The organism is Roseococcus sp. YIM B11640 (assembly GCF_049727625.1).
GTDB lineage: Bacteria > Pseudomonadota > Alphaproteobacteria > Acetobacterales > Acetobacteraceae > Roseococcus.
This window is the reverse complement of record NZ_JBBJOZ010000002.1, coordinates 1,312,618-1,331,369: the sequence shown is the minus strand read 5'-3', so window position 1 is coordinate 1,331,369 and position 18,752 is coordinate 1,312,618. Positions and strand designations below refer to the sequence as shown.

General features: G+C 68.6%; 14 protein-coding genes and 1 tRNA gene. 6 read left to right on the top strand and 9 right to left on the bottom strand.

Going from position 1 to position 18,752, the window contains the following annotated elements; all coding sequences use genetic code 11:
* Window positions 1-10: 10 nt before the first annotated feature.
* Window positions 11-87, top strand: a tRNA-Met gene (locus tag WJM96_RS13865).
* 145 nt (window positions 88-232) lie between these two features.
* The gene (locus WJM96_RS13860; protein ID WP_424813079.1) at window positions 233-1,537 is read left to right on the top strand and encodes a PQQ-dependent sugar dehydrogenase; all 1,305 of its coding nucleotides are present in this window, start codon (window positions 233-235) and stop codon (window positions 1,535-1,537) included.
* Window positions 1,538-1,549: 12 nt separating this feature from the next.
* Here the strand turns inward: WJM96_RS13860 and WJM96_RS13855 are convergent, their stop codons facing one another.
* The 3 genes from WJM96_RS13855 to WJM96_RS13845 all read right to left on the bottom strand — a co-directional run bounded on the left by WJM96_RS13855 (window position 1,550) and on the right by WJM96_RS13845 (window position 6,510).
* Entirely contained in the window at window positions 1,550-2,110 is a 561-nt protein-coding gene (locus tag WJM96_RS13855) for a hypothetical protein (RefSeq protein ID WP_424813078.1), read from the bottom strand.
* 90 nt (window positions 2,111-2,200) lie between these two features.
* The gene (locus tag WJM96_RS13850; RefSeq protein ID WP_424813077.1) at window positions 2,201-5,362 is read right to left on the bottom strand and encodes an efflux RND transporter permease subunit; all 3,162 of its coding nucleotides are present in this window, start codon (window positions 5,360-5,362) and stop codon (window positions 2,201-2,203) included.
* A 5-nt stretch (window positions 5,363-5,367) separates the two neighbouring features.
* The gene (locus WJM96_RS13845; RefSeq protein ID WP_424813076.1) at window positions 5,368-6,510 is read right to left on the bottom strand and encodes an efflux RND transporter periplasmic adaptor subunit; all 1,143 of its coding nucleotides are present in this window, start codon (window positions 6,508-6,510) and stop codon (window positions 5,368-5,370) included.
* A 484-nt stretch (window positions 6,511-6,994) separates the two neighbouring features.
* On the opposite strand from WJM96_RS13845, the gene WJM96_RS13840 reads away from it, so the two are divergent.
* Together WJM96_RS13840 and WJM96_RS13835 are read left to right on the top strand one after the other, a co-directional pair.
* Window positions 6,995-8,539 (top strand): carboxyl transferase domain-containing protein, encoded by a 1,545-nt coding sequence (locus tag WJM96_RS13840; RefSeq protein ID WP_424813106.1) that lies wholly within the window; start codon window positions 6,995-6,997, stop codon window positions 8,537-8,539.
* An 8-nt stretch (window positions 8,540-8,547) separates the two neighbouring features.
* Window positions 8,548-10,536 carry an acetyl/propionyl/methylcrotonyl-CoA carboxylase subunit alpha gene (locus WJM96_RS13835; protein WP_424813075.1) on the top strand — a complete coding sequence of 663 codons (1,989 nt, stop codon included), beginning with the start codon at window positions 8,548-8,550 and terminating at the stop codon, window positions 10,534-10,536.
* On the opposite strand, the gene WJM96_RS13830 is transcribed toward WJM96_RS13835, so the two are convergent.
* Window positions 10,533-11,780: a serine hydrolase domain-containing protein gene (locus tag WJM96_RS13830; RefSeq protein ID WP_424813074.1), complete on the bottom strand. Its 1,248-nt coding sequence runs from the start codon at window positions 11,778-11,780 to the stop codon at window positions 10,533-10,535. The genes WJM96_RS13835 and WJM96_RS13830 overlap by 4 nt on opposite strands.
* 130 nt (window positions 11,781-11,910) lie before the next feature.
* Here WJM96_RS13830 and WJM96_RS13825 point away from each other — a divergent pair, with 130 nt between their 5' ends.
* Window positions 11,911-12,879, top strand: coding sequence for a Bug family tripartite tricarboxylate transporter substrate binding protein (locus WJM96_RS13825; RefSeq protein WP_424813073.1), 969 nt, complete (start codon window positions 11,911-11,913; stop codon window positions 12,877-12,879).
* Window positions 12,880-12,942: 63 nt separating this feature from the next.
* On the opposite strand, the gene WJM96_RS13820 is transcribed toward WJM96_RS13825, so the two are convergent.
* The 3 genes from WJM96_RS13820 to WJM96_RS13810 all read right to left on the bottom strand — a co-directional run bounded on the left by WJM96_RS13820 (window position 12,943) and on the right by WJM96_RS13810 (window position 15,330).
* Window positions 12,943-13,350, bottom strand: a complete 408-nt coding sequence (locus WJM96_RS13820; RefSeq protein ID WP_424813072.1) for a VOC family protein — start codon at window positions 13,348-13,350, stop codon at window positions 12,943-12,945.
* An 18-nt stretch (window positions 13,351-13,368) separates the two neighbouring features.
* Entirely contained in the window at window positions 13,369-14,574 is a 1,206-nt protein-coding gene (locus tag WJM96_RS13815) for an acyl-CoA dehydrogenase family protein (RefSeq protein WP_424813071.1), read from the bottom strand.
* 93 nt (window positions 14,575-14,667) lie between these two features.
* Window positions 14,668-15,330 carry a CmcJ/NvfI family oxidoreductase gene (locus WJM96_RS13810; protein ID WP_424813070.1) on the bottom strand — a complete coding sequence of 221 codons (663 nt, stop codon included), beginning with the start codon at window positions 15,328-15,330 and terminating at the stop codon, window positions 14,668-14,670.
* Between the two features lie 285 nt (window positions 15,331-15,615).
* Here WJM96_RS13810 and WJM96_RS13805 point away from each other — a divergent pair, with 285 nt between their 5' ends.
* A complete protein-coding gene (locus tag WJM96_RS13805) occupies window positions 15,616-16,437 on the top strand; it encodes an MBL fold metallo-hydrolase (protein ID WP_424813069.1) in 822 nt (273 codons plus the stop codon).
* 12 nt (window positions 16,438-16,449) lie between these two features.
* Here WJM96_RS13805 and WJM96_RS13800 read toward each other — a convergent pair whose 3' ends face one another.
* Window positions 16,450-17,427 (bottom strand): tripartite tricarboxylate transporter substrate binding protein, encoded by a 978-nt coding sequence (locus tag WJM96_RS13800; RefSeq protein ID WP_424813068.1) that lies wholly within the window; start codon window positions 17,425-17,427, stop codon window positions 16,450-16,452.
* Window positions 17,428-17,508: 81 nt separating this feature from the next.
* Window positions 17,509-18,750 carry an NAD(P)/FAD-dependent oxidoreductase gene (locus WJM96_RS13795; protein WP_424813067.1) on the bottom strand — a complete coding sequence of 414 codons (1,242 nt, stop codon included), beginning with the start codon at window positions 18,748-18,750 and terminating at the stop codon, window positions 17,509-17,511.
* Window positions 18,751-18,752 lie beyond the last annotated feature (2 nt).

Here is an 18,752-nt window from a genome sequence, read left to right as displayed (position 1 = left end):
CAACACCTCACGCGGGGTGGAGCAGCCCGGTAGCTCGTCAGGCTCATAACCTGAAGGTCACAGGTTCAAATCCTGTCCCCGCATCCAACATACCAAAACCAAACAAAAAGCCCCACCGGCACCAACAGTGGGGTTTTTTTGCATCCAACAGAGGTGCGGGGGACGGCGCCCTCGTTTTCCGTATCGCAATACATCGCGTAGGCTTTGTTCCGCCCTTTGAAGGAACGACATTTTGAGCTCACCCAGCCTCTTCGCGCGCTTTGTGGCTCTGGTCGGCGGTACGGCCCTGCGCATACGGCATTTGCGGGACGGTGATCCGGTCCCTGCCTGGGGCGATGCCCCGGCCATTCCCGATGCCAAGCCACAGGGCTCCATCCCGACGCTGAAGATGCCGACCGCACAGGGGTGGATCGAGGGGCAGGTGCCGATCGCTGCCCCGGGCCTCAAGGTCAACGCCTTCGCGCGCGGCCTCAAGCATCCGCGCTGGATCCATGTTCTGCCCAATGGCGATGTGCTTGTGGCGGAAGCGACCGTTGTGCCGCGCACCGCGATGCGGAACGTCTTCGACCACGCGATGGTCGCCACCATGCGCCGGGCCGGCGCGGTGGGCGAGAGCGCGAACCGGATCACCCTTCTGCGGGACCGGGACGGCGACGGTGTCGCCGAAACGCAGGAAACTTTCATGGAGGGCCTGAACCAGCCCTTCGGCATGGCCTTGATCGGCAACAAGTTCTACGTCGGCAATACCGACGGTGTCGTCGTCTTCCCCTACGAGGCCGATGCGGATCGCATCAGGGCGCCCGGTCAGAAGATCGTGAGCTTCAAACCCGGTGGCCATTGGACCCGCAGCCTCTTGCCCAGCGCGGATGGGCGCAAGCTCTATGCGGGTGTCGGGTCGCTCACCAACATCGCCGACGAGGGAATGGAGGCAGAGGAGGGCAGGGCCGCCATCTGGGAACTGGACCTGGAGACGGGCGCCAATCGGATCTTCGCCAGCGGACTCCGCAACGCCGTAGGCCTGGCTTGGGAGCCGGCGACGAGCGTCCTCTGGACCGTTGTGAATGAACGGGACGGCCTCGGCGATGAAACTCCGCCGGACTACCTCACCTCGGTCCGCGAGGGTGGGTTCTACGGATGGCCTTATTGCTATTGGGACCGGATCGTCGATGACCGCGTCCCGCAGGATGCCGCGAAGGTCGCGGCAGCGCTGACGCCCGACTATGCGCTCGGCGGCCACACCGCATCCCTCGGGCTCTGCTGGGTGCCCGCCGGAACTCTGCCCGGCTTCGGCGAGGGCATGGCGATCGGGCAGCACGGTTCGTGGAACCGCAGCAAGCTCAGCGGCTACAAGCTCGTCTTCGTTCCCTTCGCAAACGGCCGCCCCTCCGGCCCGGCGCGCGACATTCTGTCCGGCTTCCTCGCACCGGATGAGAAGGTCTCCTATGGCCGGCCGGTGGGCGTGACGCTGGGGCCGGACGGCTCGCTGCTCATGGCCGACGATGTCGGCGACGTGATCTGGCGCGTGACCGGCGCCTGATCCCGGCAGGAGCTAACCTCTCATGGGTTCGATCGAAACGGCCAGGGCCTCCTCGTAAACGAGGTCCACCTGGTCGCCGACGCGCAGCCGCCGGATGAAGGCCTGGATTTCCGGATTTCCGGCAACGACGGTCCGCGGCACATTGTTGGGGCCCACGAAGCTGATCGAATTCGCTTCCGGGTTGACCGCCGTGACGGTGATCCGGCCGCGGCGAACCCGCGTCACTTCGCCGCCAGGCCGACTGGCTGTCTCGCGACGATCGACCGTGACGCCCTCAAAGGGTTGGCTGGTGCGCGAGAAGGGAGTTACCGCCTGGGCGGCCAATGCCTGGAAGTAGCGTACCGTGACGCGGTCTCCAGGCCGGATCTCGCCGAGGCGCCGGATGCTCTGACCCGCGATCAGGCTCACCAGCGCGCCGGACTGGGCGCCACCGGCGCCCCGCAGCAGGACTTCGCGTGCGGTCGGATCGACGGTTTCCACCACGCCGTTCAGCGTGATGGTCTCCTCGGCATCGACGCTGCGGCAGGCGCCGAGAAGGGTAAGCCCTCCCAAGAGGGCGGTGCGGCGGTTCATCGTTTCTCTCCCGGTTGCGGAACGACTCCCAACCTGGGCATCGCTAGACCCTCCGGCGGCCCGGAAGGAAGCGCTTTCTGCCGTGCCGCCTCACCCCGTATGCACGGCATTCGGCGGAGAGGAGGGCCTTCTTCCCAAGCCAAGGCGCGACTTCAGTACCTCGCGCGTGTGCTGGAACACGACATACAGCATCGGGATCATGAAGATGCCGATGGTCGATGCCGCCAGCATCCCGAAGAAGACCGGCGTGCCCACCGCCCTTCGGCTGATCTCCGATGCGCCGCTCGCGGTGACGAGCGGATACAGGCCGAGGATGAAGGCGAAGGACGTCATCATGACGGCGCGGAAGCGGAGCTTCGCGCCGAGTGTCGCCGCTTCCTGGATCGGCTTGCCGAACTTCTCCCGCTGCTCTTTCGCGAACTCGATGATCAGGATGCCGTTCTTCGCTGCGAGGGCGATCAGCACCACGATGCCGACCTGGGCATACAGATCGAGCGAAAGCCCGGTGGCGCCGATCGAGGCCACGGCACCCAGGATGCCTACCGTGACGGAAAGCAGGACGGGCACAGGAATGGTCCAGGATTCGTAGAGCCCGACCAGGAACAGGAAGGCGAAGAGGATCGCGAGAGCGAGGATGATCGAGGTCTGGCCGGAAGCCGCCTTTTCCTGGAAGGCGGTGCCCGTCCACTCGATGCTGTAGCCTCGCGGCAGCGTGTCGCGCGCCACGCGCTCCATGGCGGCGAGCGCATCGCCGCTGCTGCGCCCCGGCGCCGGCTCGCCATTGATGGTGAGGCTGCGGACGTTGTTGTAGCGGATGATGCTCTCCGGCCCGAATTCCACCCTCGCTTCGGCCAGCGCGCGCAGCGGGATCATGTCGCCGTCCCGGTTGCGGACGTGAACGCGGTAGATGTCCTCGACGCTGGCCCGATCCGCCTCCTCTGCCATCAGGTTGACCTTCCAGGTACGGCCGAAGAGGTTGAAGTCGTTCACATACGCGCCGCCCATGGCGGATTGCAGCGCCGAGAACACATCGTTGATCGAGACTCCCAGCACCTGGGCGCGATCACGGTCGATATCCAGAAAGACCGACGGCGTATGCGCGGCGAAAGTCGAGAAAACGCGGTTGAGCGCCGGATCCTGATTGGCCGCGAGGACCAGTGCTCGCATCGCCGCCGCCATTTCGGCAACAGGCCGTCCCTCCAGGTTCTGCATCTGCAGTTCGAACCCGCCGGAGGTCCCGAGGCCGATGATGGGCGGAAGATTGAACGGGATCACCTGGGCCGGCACGTTCGCCGTCTCCCGCACGACGCTTGCCAGAAGGCCGTTAACGCCCGTCTCGGGGGTCGTCCGGTCGTGGAACGGCTGCAGCGTCACGATGAAGAAGCCCGAATTGGACTGGGCCAGGCCGTTCAGCATCGAATAGCCGGTGATGGTCTGCACGTCGCGGACGCCGTGCAGCCGGCGCAGCGTCCCTTCGATCTCGAGCGCCACGTCGCGCGTGCGGTTCAGCGAAGCCCCATCCGGCAGGCGGATTTCGACGAAGAAGGCGCCCTGGTCTTCCTGCGGCAGGAAGCCCGTGGGCGTACGGCTGCCCACGCCGACGATGCCGGCCATGAACAGGCCCAGCAGCCCGAGGCTGATCACGGAAACCCGCACCAGCTTCGTCACGGCCCCGGCATAGCCGTCGCGGACACGGTCGATCCCGCGCGACACCCAGCCCATGATTCCCTTCTTCGGGCCGTGATGGGCGGAGAGCAGAATGCCGCAAAGCGCCGGCGACAGCGTGAGGGCGTTGATCGCGGAGAACAGCATGCTGACGCTGACGGTGACCGCGAACTGGCGGAAGAGCTCGCCCGAAATGCCGGGGATGAACGCGAGGGGCACAAAGACCGAGAGCAGCACAAGCGTGATGGCGATGATCGGGGCGGTGATGGACTCCATCGCCTTCTTCGTCGCGTCGGGGACGGAGAGGCTCGGGTCCTGCTCCATCGTCGCTTCCACGGCCTCGACGACCACGATCGCGTCATCCACCACGATGCCGATGGCCAGGACCATGGCCAGCAGCGAGACCGTATTGGCCGAATAGCCCATGGCATTCAGCACGGCGAAGGTGGTGACCAGGCTCACGGGGACGGCGATCAGCGGGATGAGGGTCGCGCGCATAGAGCCCAGGAACAGGAACACGACCAGGACGACCAGGACGAAGGCTTCGACCAGCGTGTGGATCACCTCCTCGATGGTCAGCTTCACGAAGGTCGTCGTGTCGTATGTGACGGCGTAGCCGAGGCCGGGCGGAAACCGCGTGGCGAGCTCCCGCATGGTGCGCGCAACGGCATCCGCCGTGCCCACGGCATTGGCGCCGGGGGCGAGGTAGATCTGGATCAGGATGGCATCCTGCCCGTTCAGCCGCGTCTCGACGTCCCGGTTCCAGGCGCCGAGTTCGATCCGCGCGACGTCGCGGACGCGGAGCACGCTGCCGTCGGGATTGGCGCGCACGAGGATGGCGCCGAACTCCTCCGTCTCCACGAGACGCCCGGTGGTACGAATATTGAGCTGGTAGGAGGTGTCGTCGCTCATGGGCTGGGCGCCGATGCGGCCCAGCGGCGCAACCTGGTTCTGCGCCTGGATGGCGCTGACGATATTGGCCGGCGTCAGTCCAAGTGCCGTGAGCCGGTCCGTCTCGAACCAGATGCGCATGGAATAGTCGCGGGCGCCGAACATGATGGCGTCGCCGACGCCGGGAACGCGCTTCAGCGCGTCCATGATGTTGATGGTCGCGTAGTTGCTGATGAACAGCGGGTCCTGCTGCCCGCCCTCGGAGCGGATGGACACCACCTGCAGCAGAGCCGAGGACTTCTTGCGGACCGTGATGCCCTGGCGCTGCACTTCCTGCGGAAGCTGCGCGAGCGCGAGTTGCACCCGGTTGTTCACATTGGTCGTGTTCTGGTCCGGGTTAGTCCCGACACGGAAGGACACGGTCAGTGAGTAGGAGCCGTCGTTGCCGCTGGTGGACCGCATGTAGATCATGTTGTCCACGCCGTTCACCTGGCTTTCGATCGGCTGGCCGACCGTGGCCTCCACGACCTCCGACGAAGCGCCCGGAAAATTTGCGCTGACCGTGACCTGCGGAGGAACGATGTCGGGAAACTGCGCCACCGGGATCTGCAGCATCGAGACGATGCCCGCGATCGTCATGACGATCGCGATGACCAGGGCCAGCCGCGGCCTGTCGACGAAGACCTTGGAGATCATGGCGGTTAGCCCGGCCGGGCGGCGTTGGCAGGAACCGCCCCGGCGGGCGGGGGCACGGCTGGGCGGGGCGTGACGGTGGCGCCGGGCCTCGCGCGCTGCGAACCCTCGGTGATCACCAATTGGCCTACCTCAAGCCCCTCGGTCACCACGATTTGGCCCGCGGGACCAGGCCGGTTCTGGATGCGCCGGACCTCCACCTTGTTGTCCGCGCCGACCGTCAGGACGAAGGGGCCCGCCTGATCGATCTGCAGGGCGGATTGCGGAATGATGATCGCCTCCTGCGACTGCCCGGCCTGGACGGAGACGGTCACCGCCTGCGCGTCGGACAGGAGATGGTGGGGGTTGGGAACGAGGGCCTGCACCAGCACGCTGTCGGTCGTACGCTCGCTGGTGACGTTGATGAATTCCAGGCGGCCCTGGGTATCCATCATCGTCCCGTCCGGGAGCCGGACGTTCACCCGGGCCGCGGCCAGCTGGCCTTCGTTCTCCTGCCGCCGGAACATCAGCAGCTGCCGCTGGGTGACGGGGAAAAGGACGCGGACCGTGTCGTCGCTCACCACCGTAACCAGGACGCCGGTCTCTGGGCTCACGACATTGCCCGGGGTGAGCGGGGACCGGCCGGCCCGGCCGGCGATCGGGGAGCGGATCTCGGTATAGGCGTACTGAATGCGCGCCTGCTGCAGCTCCGCCTGGGACGCCGAAAGCTGTCCCTGGGATATTGCCTGCTCGGCGATGCGCTGGTCCAAGGTGGCCTGGGGCAGGGCGTTGGTGCGCACCAGCTCCCGCCCGCGCTGGACCTGGGTGGTGTTGAACTGGAGCGTCGCGGTCGACCGTTCGACCGCGGCTTCGCGCAGCGCGACCTCGGCGGCGAAGGGCTCCTGCTCGATCGTGAAGAGCAGCGCATTCTCGGGCACTTGCTGCCCTTGCTCGAAATGCCGCGCGCGGAGAAAGCCGGTGATGCGGGCCCGGACGTCGACCTTGCCCAGCGCCTCGACCCGGCCAATGAACTCGACCGATGGCGTGATCGTGCCTTTTTCGGCCCGGGTCACGAATACCGTGGGCGGCGGTGCCGCGGCCGCCGGCTCAGCCGGGGGCTTGTCGCAGCCTGCGAGAGCGAGCAGGCCTGCCGGCAGCAGGGCAAGGCGCACCGACGAGCGACGGTGGGGCGCTGCCCGTCTCACGGAACTCATCGCGGTCATCGACATGGGATCCTCGGAACAGTCGGTCGTCAGGCGATGCTAGGAACAGACGGGCGCGCAGGATGCGTCCGGGTTTCCGGCCATCAGGCGGTGCGGCGGTGGCATCGTGACATTCTTCTCCCAGGGGTCTTCACAGAGAATCCCCGCATGGGAGGCTAACGCAATCCGCAGCCGCGGCATCAGAAATTTCCGGGCCCGATCCATCTTCGGGAAAACGGGTGCGGCTCGCCCCCGCCCCTGCCCGAAGGGGGAGGGGCGACCCCTCCTGCGACAAGCCGGGGCGAGGTCGGCCGCATCGAAGAGTTGCGCCGCCGCGGCGTGATCGACAGGCTGGGCGTGACCGGCGAGAAGAGCTGAGAGGGACGCCTGAATGCCGATGATCGAATCCGGGGTGGATCTGCGCTCCGCCGAAGCGCGGGCGAATGCCGAGGCCATGCGCGCCCTGGTGCGCGAGCTGCGCGACACCGCCGAGCGTGTGCGCCTGGGAGGCGGCGAGGCGGCGCGGGAGAAGCATCTCGCGCGCGGAAAGCTGTTGCCGCGGGACCGCATCCGGGCGCTGATCGATCCGGTCTCTCCCTTCCTGGAGGTCGGTCAGCTCGCCGCGCAGGGCATGTACGGCGGGGAAGTGCCCTCGGCCGGGATCATCACCGGCATCGGCCGCGTTTCGGGGCGGGAGTGCATGATCCTCGCCAATGACGCGACGGTGAAGGGCGGCACCTACTTCCCCATGACGGTGCAGAAGCACCTTCGCGCGCAGGAGATCGCGGAGGCCAACCGGCTGCCCTGCATCTACCTGGTGGATTCCGGCGGCGCCAACCTGCCGAACCAGGACGAGGTCTTCCCGGGCCGCGACCATTTCGGGCGGATCTTCTTCAACCAGGCCAACATGTCGGCCAAGGGCATCGCGCAGATCGCCGTCGTCATGGGGTCGTGCACCGCCGGCGGCGCCTATGTGCCGGCCATGTCCGACGAGACCATCATCGTGCGGAACCAGGGCACGATCTTCCTGGCTGGCCCGCCGCTGGTGAAGGCCGCGACAGGCGAGATCGTCTCCGCCGAGGAGCTGGGCGGCGCCGACCTGCACAGTCGCGTCTCCGGCGTCACGGACCACTATGCCGAGAACGATGCCCATGCGCTCGGCATCGCGCGCCGCGTGGTGGCGAGCCTGAACACGGTGAAGCGCCCGCCCGTGGAGCTGCGCGCCCCGGTCGAGCCCCGTTACGCGGCGGAGGAGCTCTATTCCGTCGTGCCGCCGGACCTGCGGACGCCTTATGACGCGCGCGAGATCATCGCCCGCATTGTCGACGGCAGCGAGTTCGACGAATTCAAGCGCTTCTACGGCAAGACCCTGCTTTGCGGCTTCGCCCATATCTGGGGCTATCCCGTCGGCATCATCGCGAATAACGGCATCCTGTTCTCGGAAAGCGCGCAGAAGGGCGCCCATTTCATCGAGCTCTGCGCGCAGCGCGGCATCCCGCTCGTCTTCCTGCAGAACATCACGGGCTTCATGGTGGGCAAGAAGTACGAGGCGGGCGGCATCGCGAAGGATGGCGCGAAAATGGTGACGGCCGTCGCCACCGCCGCCGTGCCCAAGTTCACCGTCATCGTGGGGGGCAGCTTCGGCGCGGGCAATTACGGGATGTGCGGGCGCGCTTATTCGCCTCGCTTCCTCTGGATGTGGCCCAATGCACGCATCGGCGTGATGGGCGGCGAGCAGGCGGCCTCGGTGCTCGCCACCATCCGCCGCGACGGCATCGAGGCGCGCGGCGGCAGCTGGCCCGCCGCGGAGGAGGAAGCCTTCAAGGCCCCGATCCGCGAGCAGTACGAGGTGCAGGGCCATCCCTACTATTCCAGCGCGCGGCTCTGGGATGACGGCGTGATCGACCCCGCCGATACGCGGCGTGTACTGGCGCTCGGGCTCTCCGCCGCTTTCAATGCGCCGGTGCCCGAGACGCGCTTTGGCCTGTTCCGGATGTGAGAGGCGAGATGTTCCGCAAGATCCTCATCGCCAATCGCGGCGAGATCGCCTGCCGGGTCATCACGACCGCCCGGCGCCTCGGCATCGCGACCGTCGCCGTCTATTCGGAGGCCGATGCCGGGGCGCGCCACACGCGCCTCGCCGACGAGGCCTGGCCCATCGGTCCTGCGCCCGCGCGCCAGAGCTACCTGGCGGGCGAGAAGATCCTGGAGGTCGCGCGCCGCTCTGGCGCGGAGGCAATCCATCCCGGTTACGGCTTCCTCTCGGAGAATGCGGATTTCGCGGCGGCTTGCGCACAGGCCGGCATCGTCTTCATCGGCCCGCCGGAGGCCGCGATCCGCGCCATGGGATCGAAGGCGGAATCCAAGGCGCTGATGGAGCGTTCCGGCGTGCCGCTCGTGCCCGGCCATCACGGCGAGGCGCAGGATATGGCGCTGCTGCGGGCCGAAGCCGCGCGGATCGGCTATCCCGTCCTGATCAAGGCCTCGGCCGGTGGTGGCGGCAAGGGCATGCGTGTCGTGGAATCCGCGGGCGGCCTCGACGAGGCCATCGAGGGCGCGAAGCGCGAGGCGCTCGCCTCCTTCGGCGACGATCGCCTGCTGATCGAGAAGTACCTGACGCGGCCCCGGCACATCGAGATCCAGATCTTCGCCGACACGCAGGGCAACACGGTCTCGCTCTTCGAGCGCGATTGCTCCATCCAGCGCCGCCACCAGAAGGTGATCGAGGAAGCGCCGGCCCCCGGCATGGACCCCGCGCGCCGCCAGGCGATGGGCGAGGCGGCCGTCGCGGCGGCGCGGGCCGTCGGCTATGTCGGCGCCGGCACCGTGGAGTTCATCGCCGAGGGCGACGGCTTCTACTTCATGGAGATGAACACCCGGCTGCAGGTGGAGCATCCGGTGACCGAGATGGTCACAGGGCTCGACCTCGTGGAATGGCAGCTGCGCGTGGCCTGCGGCGAGGCGTTGCCGGTGGCCGAGGAGCGCCTCGGCATTCGAGGGCACGCCATCGAGGCGCGTGTCTATGCCGAGGACCCGGCGCGAGATTTCCTCCCGGCGGTCGGCCGCCTCGCACATCTGCGCCAGCCCGCCGAGGTGCCGGGGCGCGTGCGCGTGGACACCGGCGTGCTGGAAGGGGATTCCATCACGCCCAACTACGATCCGATGATCGCGAAGCTCATCGTCTGGGGCGAGGACCGGGCGGCGGCCGTCCGCCAGCTTTCCGCGGCGCTGGCGGAATACGAGGTCGTCGGGCTCACGACCAATCTGGGCCTCCTGCGCGCCATCGCCGGGAATGCCGCCTTTGCGGCGGCCGAGCTCGACACGGGCTTCATCGGCCGCCACGCGGCGGAGCTCATGCCTGCCGAGGACGCGGCCGATCCCGCGATCTGGGCCGCCGCCGCGCTGACGGTCGTGCATGACCAGCGCGCCGCCATCGAGGAGGCCGCGCGCGCCACGGGCGATCCGTACTCGCCCTGGGCCGCGGTCGATGCCTGGCGGATGAACGGCGACGGCTATCAGGATCTTCGTTTCCGGCAGGGCGACGCGGCGGTCACGCTGCGAACGCATCCGCTGCCGGATGGGAGCTTCCATCTGGACCTGCCCGGCGGCCGCGTGCAGGCGGCGATGCTGGATGATCGCCTGAGCCTGGACGGGGTCTCGCGCCGCGTTCGCGTCGTTCGTCGCGGCGAAGATCTGACGGTCGTGATGGGTGGGCGCAACTACACCCTTACGGTCGAAGACCCGCTTGCCCCGCCCCGTAGCGAGGCGGCGGGAAGCGATCGCGTCACCGCCCCCGTGCCGGGCCGCGTGACGCGCGTCCTGGTGAAGCCCGGCGATCGGGTGGCGAAGAACGCGCCCCTGGTAGTGATCGAGGCGATGAAGACGGAGTTCACGCTCCGCGCGCCGCTGGAGGGGACGGTGGAGACCATCCGCCACCAGGTGGAGGAGATGGTGGAGGAAGGGACGGAACTCGTCACCTTCGCCGCCGCCGGCTAGTCCACGATCGCCTGGTAGACGAGCGCGTTGATCACGCGGCGATAGTACTGCCGCAGCAGGCCCGGCGTCGCCGCCATGAACACCACGGCGAGCTCCGCGCGCGGGTCCACCCACATGGCGGTGCCATAGGCGCCGTTCCACGAGTACATGCCGGGATGGCCGAGCATGGCGCTCCCGCCCTCCCTCCGCACGGCGACGGTCAGGCCGAAGCCCCAGTTCACCATGTTGCCCTCGGTGCCGGTGAGGTTGTTCTGGATGCCGGGGAACATGTGGTCGCGCGTCATCTCCGCGACGCTGGCGGGGGACAGGATGCGCTGCCCGTCGAGCTCGCCGCGGTTGAGCAGCATCTGCGCGAAGCGGATGTAGTCGCCTGCGGTCGAGACCGCGCATCCGCCGCCGCATTCGTAGCGCGGGGCCGTCAGCCCCATCTCCACCGATTGCGGCTGGCGGGTCGCGGGGTCTTGCGGCAGCGGCGTCGCATAGCGTGGGCGCTGCGCCTCGGAGACCAGGAAGCCGCTATCCACCATGTTGAGCGGGCGGAAGATGCGGTCGCGCATCACCTCGCCGAGCCGTTGTTCCGTCACCTGCTCGACCACGGCGCCCAGCACGTCGATGGAGAGGCTGTAGTCCCAGACCGTGCCCGGCTGGTAGAGCAGGGGCAGGCTGGCCAGCTTCGCGATCAGCCCATTCGTGTCGAACTCGCGTGAGGACGAGCCGGAGGAGGCGGGATAGAGCCGGTGCAGCGGCGTGGTCCCACGCCCGCCATAGGTGATGCCCGAGGTGTGGCGCGCCAGGTCCATCAGCGTAATGGGCCGCGCGGCAGGCACCGTGTTCTGGGGGTTCCCGTCCTGCGCGACGGTACGGTTGGCCAGCTGCGGGAAGAACCGGCTCACCGGGTCGCCGATGGCGAGCCGTCCTTCCTCCAGCAGCGTCATCAGGGCCACGCCGGTCAGCGGCTTGGTCATGCTGGCGATGGGGAAGATGGCATCGAGCGGCATCGGCTGCGTACGCGCGCCGTCGAGATGCCCGAAGGCTTCGTAGTAGGCGAGGCGGCCGCGCCGCGCGATGGCGACCACAGCGCCGGGAAGCTGGTTCCGCGCGAGCTCGCCCTCCATCGTGGTGCGGATGCGCGCGAGACGCTCGGGCGAGAAGCCCAGGCTTTCCGGCGCGGCGCGCGGCAGCGGGTCGGCTGCCTGGGCGGGAAGGGCGAAAAGGGCCAGTACGGCCAGCAGCATCTTCCTCATCAGGATCCTCCCTTTTGACGGCGAGCTTAGGCACGACGGGCGCTGGCCTTCAATGCGCCTGCGTTCCGCTTGACGTGGCGCATGCCGCCATCCCACCGTGACGACAAAAGGGGAGGATCGGATGAGACACATGCGCGCCCGCATCGGGCGACGGCCGCTGCTTGCCTTGCCCGCGCTGCTCTCCGCCCCCGCGCTGGCTCAGGCCTGGCCCAGCCGGCCGCTGCGCATCATGGTGCCTTTCGGGCCCGGCGGCCCCACCGACACCATCGCGCGCGTGCTGGCGAACGGTCTGACACCCCTCCTTGGCCAGCCGGTTGTGATCGAGAACCGGGGCGGGGCAGGGGGCAATATCGGCACGGCGCTGGCGGCCCGTGCCGCGCCGGATGGATACACGCTGCTGGTGCCCTCCACCGGCTTCGTGGTGAATGCGAGCCTCTTCCGCAATCCCGGCTACGACCCAATCCGCGATTTCGCGCCGATCACGGAGCTCGGTGCCTCCCCGGATGTCTTCCTGGCGGGCGCGGCCTCGCCGATCCGCAACCTGGAAGGGATGATCGAGCGCGCGAAGGCGACGGCGGGCGGGCTGCACTTCGCCAATCCGGGCTCCGGCTCCACGCCGCATCTGGCGGGGGAAAGGCTGGCCATCCTGCGCGGCTTCAGCCTCGTGCAGGTGCCGCACAGCAGCGCCGCGCTCTGTGTGCAGGCATTGCTCGCGGGCAATACCGAGATCGGCGCGACGGCGCTTGCTTCCTCGCATGCGCAGGTGAAGGCGGGCGCGCTGCGCCCCCTGGCGCTGACCGGCCCGGCGCGGTGGGAGGACCTGCCCCAGGTGCCGACGATGCTGGAGCTGGGCTTCCCCGGCTTCATCAGCGAGACCTTCTTGAGCCTCCACGCGCCCGCCGGCACGCCGGCCCCCATCATCGAGCGCCTGGCGCGTGAGTCGGCGGTGGTGATGCGAGACCCTGAGACGAGCGCGCGCATGCGCGCCGCCGGCTACATCCTCCGCCCCGAGGGGCCGGAGGCGCTGGCCAACCGCGTGTCGCGCGAGGTGCCGGCCTGGCGCGAGGTCATCGCGCGCGCCGGCATCGCGCAGGAGTGACTACCTCGCGGGCGCCGAGGTCGCGGGACAGCGGCCCCGAGACCGCCACAGGCAAGAAGGCGCTTACGCCGCGGTCGTCTCCGAGGGCGGGTAGTTCAGTTCCACCGCCACGCCATCCGGGTCGTGCAGGAAGAGCTGCGTCTGCTTGTCGCGGGGGATGACGCGTTCCTCGTAGTCGAGCCCGCTCTTCTTCAGGCGCTCCCGCATCTCGGCGAGGCCGGTGCAGGAAAAGGCGATGTGGTCGAGCAGGCCGGTCGGGCCCACCACGCGCTCGGGCCAGCCCTGCTCGCGCTGCGGGCGCGGCCCGATGAGATGAACGGTCGGCATGCCGCCGCAATAGAGCCAGTAGCCATCGAAGCCGAGCGGCGGGCGATAGCCTTCCTCGAGGCCCAGCACGTTCACGTAGAAGTCCCGTGTCTTCGTGAGGTCGACGGGGCGGATGGTGTAGTGGTTCAGGCCTTCGAGCGGCATGGCGGGATCCTTCCGGTCTCAGAGAAAGCGGGGGTGCGGCGCAAGCCCCATCAGGTGCTGGCCGACGGTCTCGAAATGGTTGCGCCGCGCCTGCACCTGCTGGGTGACGGCATGGATGTCGCGGAAGCGGCGCTCGAAGGGCTGGCTCTCGAAGATGGCGGTCGCGCCCGCCTCGGCCCAGGCGAAATCCGCGACCTCCTTGGCCTGGTGAATGGCGAAGGTGGAGGCGAGGCGGATGGCGACCTTCTGGTCCACGCTCATCGTGGCGCCCGTCTCCAGATGCTCCTGCACCTCGCGCAGCGTGGAGAGCAGGCCGGCACGGGCGGCACGCCACTTGCCCTCGGCCCAGGCCAGGCCGCTCTGCAGCGTGGGACTGTCGCGCAGCATCCGGCTGGTCGACATCGGCGTCTTGGCGCCGGCGAGCTTCACGAACTCGTCCAGCAGGCCGCGCGCTGTACCGAGCGCGACGGCCGCGAAGCCGGAAGCATAGAGATGCGTGGTGGTGAAGCGGTAGAGCGTGCCCTCGCCCTGCGGATGGCGCTCCTCGTCGCGGTCGCGGCGCACGGTGAAGGGTTCGGGGACAAAGAGGTCCTCGACCGAATAGGTGTCGCTGCCCGTGCCGCGCAGGCCCATCACCTGCCAGTTCGCGCGCATCGTCACCGCGCTGCGCGGAAAGAGCATGGTGCGTTCGTAGGGTGAGCCGTCGGGCAGGGTGCGGAGCGTGCCGTCGCGCTCGCGCACGCGGCAATGGCCGCCGAACCAGGTGGCGTGGCGCCCGCCGCTGGCGAAAGGCCAGCTTCCCGTGACGCGATAGCCGCCATCCACGACCTGTGCGATCTGGTCGGGCCCCACGGCGCCCCAGGCGAGTGCCGCGGTGGGCGCTGCCCAGATGCGGCGCGCCACCTCCGGCGCCACGTAGGCGGCCGCCATGGAACAGCCCGAGGCCTGGCCGATGCACCAGGCGGTGGAGGCATCGGCGCGCGCGATCACCTCCATCACGCGCACGTAGGTCTCGGGCGTCGCCTCGTCCCCGCCGAGGCTGCGCGGCAGGAGCGTGCGGAACAGGCGCGCGTCGTGCAGGGCGTCCAGAAGATCGGGAGGAAGCTCGCGTGCGGCCTCGATGCGATGGGAGGCGGCCTCGATGGCCGGGGCGACCGTGCGCGCGCGGGTAAGGGGATCGGTCACCATGGGCGCCGCCATGACCATCCTGCCGGCTGCGCTCATGCCGCGATCGCCTCCCTCGACGTCTTCTTGCGCGAAGTGTCGCGCGTGCGCGGCGCGGCCGTCAATCGCGTGGCCGCGTTGGAGGCGCGGGCGTCAGTTCAGCAGCCGTGGTTCCCAGATCAGCAAGGCTCGCAGTTCCTCCGCCTCGCCGAATGGGGCCTCCGCATCGACAGGGGTGGCGAAGCTGCAGCGCGCCCGCCCGTCGGTCTCGCTGTCATAGCTCTTGATGAGCAGGAGCTCGTCCGGCTGTTGATGGGGAAAATGGACCCAGCGGTGCCGGGGATCGTGCCGGAGGTCGAGGCTGGCACGGCCGGGGCCGGCGGGGATCAGATCCGGGCCTGCGATGCTGTCCCATTCGGCGAGCGCCAGCGGGCGCGGCGGCGTGGGGCCGCTCGCGCGCCAGAGATGCACGATGGCGAAGCGGTAGGCGAGAAGCTGCGCGGCCTCGTCTGGAAACAGCTGTTGCAGGACCCGCGCGGCGGAGGCATCGCCATGCGCGCCGCGGGCCGGGGCGGCGGCACGGCGATCCCGGGCGAAGATATGGACCCGGCTCGCACCGGTCTCCGCGCGCAGGAGATCGGCCTCGCCTCCGGTTGCGTGAAGGGTCATCAGAGAAAATCCATGACGATCCAGCGTGAATTCGTCCTGGCGGTATCGGCCATTCTCCAGAAGAACCTCGTGCCACTCCTGCGCGGCACCGCTGATCGAAGCGGCCTTCAGCAACGGCGCAGGGACGAGCGCATCAGGCGCGGGCATGGTCAACTCCTGCAATTCCCCAGGCGCTGAGATCGCCGTGGGCGGACAGATCACGCGGATAGAACGCGAACGTCGAGTTCCCCAAATCCATATATGACTTCAATTATCGTGAATTAAGGGAGTCATCAAGATAGATGATAGTGATTTATCGATTTGGCGGTGCGGTCCTAAAAAACGAAATTTTCTCGTATTAATCCGGCCGGGCCTGCCACGGGTTCGCTTGCGCTCCGCAGGGTTCGCTCGCACCCTTCTGCGCACGGGAACGGCGAAGAAGCGGCGAGGCTGATGGCGAACTTCATCTGCGTGACCTGCGGCACACAGCATGCCGAGAGCGAGACGGCGCCTGAGCGCTGCGCGATCTGCGATGACGAGCGGCAATACGTCCCGGCCGCTGGTCAGCGCTGGACAACGCTGGAGGCCATGCGCCGGACACTGGCCGCGACCTTCAGGCATGAGGCCGGCGTGCTCGGCATCGGCACCTCGCCATCCTTCGGCATCGGGCAGCGCGCGCTGCTGGTGCGGACCCCAGCGGGCAACCTGCTCTGGGACTGCATCTCGCTGATCGACGATGCGATGGTCGAGATCATCCAGGCGCTGGGCGGCATCGCGGGCATCGCGATCTCCCATCCGCACTACTACACGACCATGGTGGAGTGGAGCCGTCGCTTCGGCGACGTTCCCGTCCACCTTCATGCGGCCGACCGGCAATGGGTGATGCGCCCCGATCCCTGTATCCGTTTCTGGGAGGGCGAGACCCTTCCGCTGCTGAAGGGCCTGACGCTCATCCGCGCGGGCGGGCACTATCCTGGCGGTACGGTCCTGCATGCGCGGGATGCCGGGCCGGAGGGGAAGGGCGCGCTCTTCACCGGGGATATCCTCCAGGTGACAGCGGATTCCCGTCACCTCGGCTTCATGCGTTCCTATCCGAACTTCATCCCGCTGGGGGCGGCGGCCGTGGAGCGCGTCGCGGCGAGCGTGCTGGCCTTCGATTTCGACGCGATCTACGGCGCCTTCTGGGAGCGCGTGATCCCGCGTGGCGGCCGTGCCGCCATCAACGCCTCCGTCGCGCGCCACGTCCACTGGCTGGGACGCGGCGCGCTGGAGTGATCAGCCCAGGGACTAACCGAGCGTGACGTTTCCGGCGCGGACCACCGCGCCCCAGCGCGCCGTCTCGGAGGCGACGAAGGCCGCGAAGTCGGCGGGCGGCGTGGCCTCCACGATGAAGCCCTGCGCGGCGAAGCTTTCCTGGATCTCGGGCGCCTGCATGGCGCGCGCAACCTCGGCGTAGAGCTTGTCCATCACCGGGGCTGGCAAGCCGGCCGGCGCGAAGAGCCCCTGCCAGGAGAAGGCCTCGAAGCCCGGGAGGCCGGACTCCGCCATTGTTGGCACGCCCGGCAAAAGGGGGTGGCGCGTCAGCGAACTCACGGCCAGCGGGCGAACCGCGCCCGCACGGATCTGCGGCAGGATCACCAGGATATCCGCGAAGGCCGAGACCACCTGGCCTGCGATGAGGTCCGTCATCGCCTGGGCCGAGCCGCGATAGGGCACATGAACGAGCCGCACCTCGGCCTTCTGCGCGAAGAGCTCGCCCGTCAGGTGCATGGAGGTCCCGTTGCCGGGTGTCGCATGGGTGACGGTGTTGGGCGCGGCCTTGGCAGCGGCAATGTAGCCCGCCATGTCCTGCGCTGGCATGGCGTTGTTCGCCACGAGCACCAGCGGAGCCGAGACCACGCGCGAGACCGGCGAGAAGGAGCGCACGGTATCGTAGGGCAGGTTGGGATAGAGGCTCTGCGCGATCGCGTTGCTGCCCGTGACGCCCATCAGCAGCGTGTATCCGTCCGCCGGCGATTTCGCCACGTAGTCCGCCCCCGTCGTGCCGCCCGCGCCCGGCCGGTTCTCGACCAGCACGGTCTGGCCCAGGGCGGTCGCCAGGCGCTCCGAGAGGCGGCGCGCAAGGACATCGGTGCTGCCGCCGGGCGAGAAGGGAACGACGATGCGCAGCGGGCGTGCCGGCCAAGGCTGGCTTTGCGCGTGGGCCACAAACGGGGCCGCCAGGGCCGCGATACCGGCGCCGAGCGCGCGGCGGGTGAAACTCATGGCCATCCCAGGACTCCCCATCGTCGGCGGCGTTTCTTCCCTGGTAGGCGTCAGCTCGCACCGTCGGCGGGCCCGCGCAATTCAACGGCCGAAACGCCTCGGCGAAAAGGCGGTGAGGTCTACCTCGGGCCGGCGCCCCGCGACCAGCGCCGCGATCTCCCGCCCCGTGGTCGCGGCGCCGCACATGCCCACGTGGCCATGACCGAAGGCGAACCAGGCGTTGTCCACGCCGGGCGCGCGGCCGATGACCGGCAGGCTGTCCGGCAGGCAGGGCCGGTGGCCCATCCACTTCGTGGTGCGCGAGGTGTCGAGGTGCGGGAACATGTCCTGTGCGCGCGTCAGCAGCACATCCGCCCGGCGGTAGTCGGGTTCCGCGTTCAACCCCGCGAACTCCACCGAACCCGCGATGCGCAGCCCCATCTGCATGGGGTTCGCCATGATGTTGTGCTCGACCGCCATGACCGTGTGCCGGAGCGAGAGGTTGCTGCTCTCGACCGTGACGTGATAGCCGCGCTGCGTCTCCAGCGGGATGCGCGCGCCGAGATGCGAGGCCAGCTGCGCCGACCAGGCGCCGCCAGCCAGGACCACGCCCTCGCAATCCAGCGTCTCGCCATCTTCCAGCGTGACGCCGGTCACGAGCCCGCCCGCCGTCTGGAAGCCCGTGGCACGGCGGCGCACCGCTTGCGCGCCGTCGCGCTCGCATTGGGCATAGAGCGCGCGGGTGAAAGCGGCCGGATCGACGGTCGAGCCATTCTCCGGCGCCAGGATGCCGAAGCGGAAGCGACCTTTCAGGTCCGGCTCCAGCGTGACGAGCTCATCCTCGCTCACGTCCCGCAGATCGACACCGAGGGAGCGGCGCAGGTTCATGCCCCAGGACCATTGCTTCGCGGCGTCCTGGCCGGAATAGACGTAGAGGCAGCCGCTGCGCGTCATCAGCCCCATGGCGCCCGCGCGCTGCAGCAGCGGCTCGTAGCAATCGAAGATGGGGCCCAGCAGGTTGCGCAGCGCCGTCGCGATGCGGATCACCTCGTCGCGCGTCGAATGGCGCAGGAAGCGCATCAGCCAGGGCGCAACCACCGGCGCATACCACCAGCGGACGGTGAGCGGGCCGAGCGGGTCCAGCAGCCATGTCGGCACCTTCTTCCACATCCCCGGCATGCCGACCGGAAGGCAGGCGGAAGGCGAAAGCGAGCCCGCATTGCCGAAGGAAGTGGCTTCCGCGGGGCCGAGGGGGTCGATGAAGGTGACGTAGTGCCCTTCGCGCTGCAGCCAGGCGGCGGTCGCGGTCCCGACGATCCCGTTTCCGATTACGGCGATGCGCATGG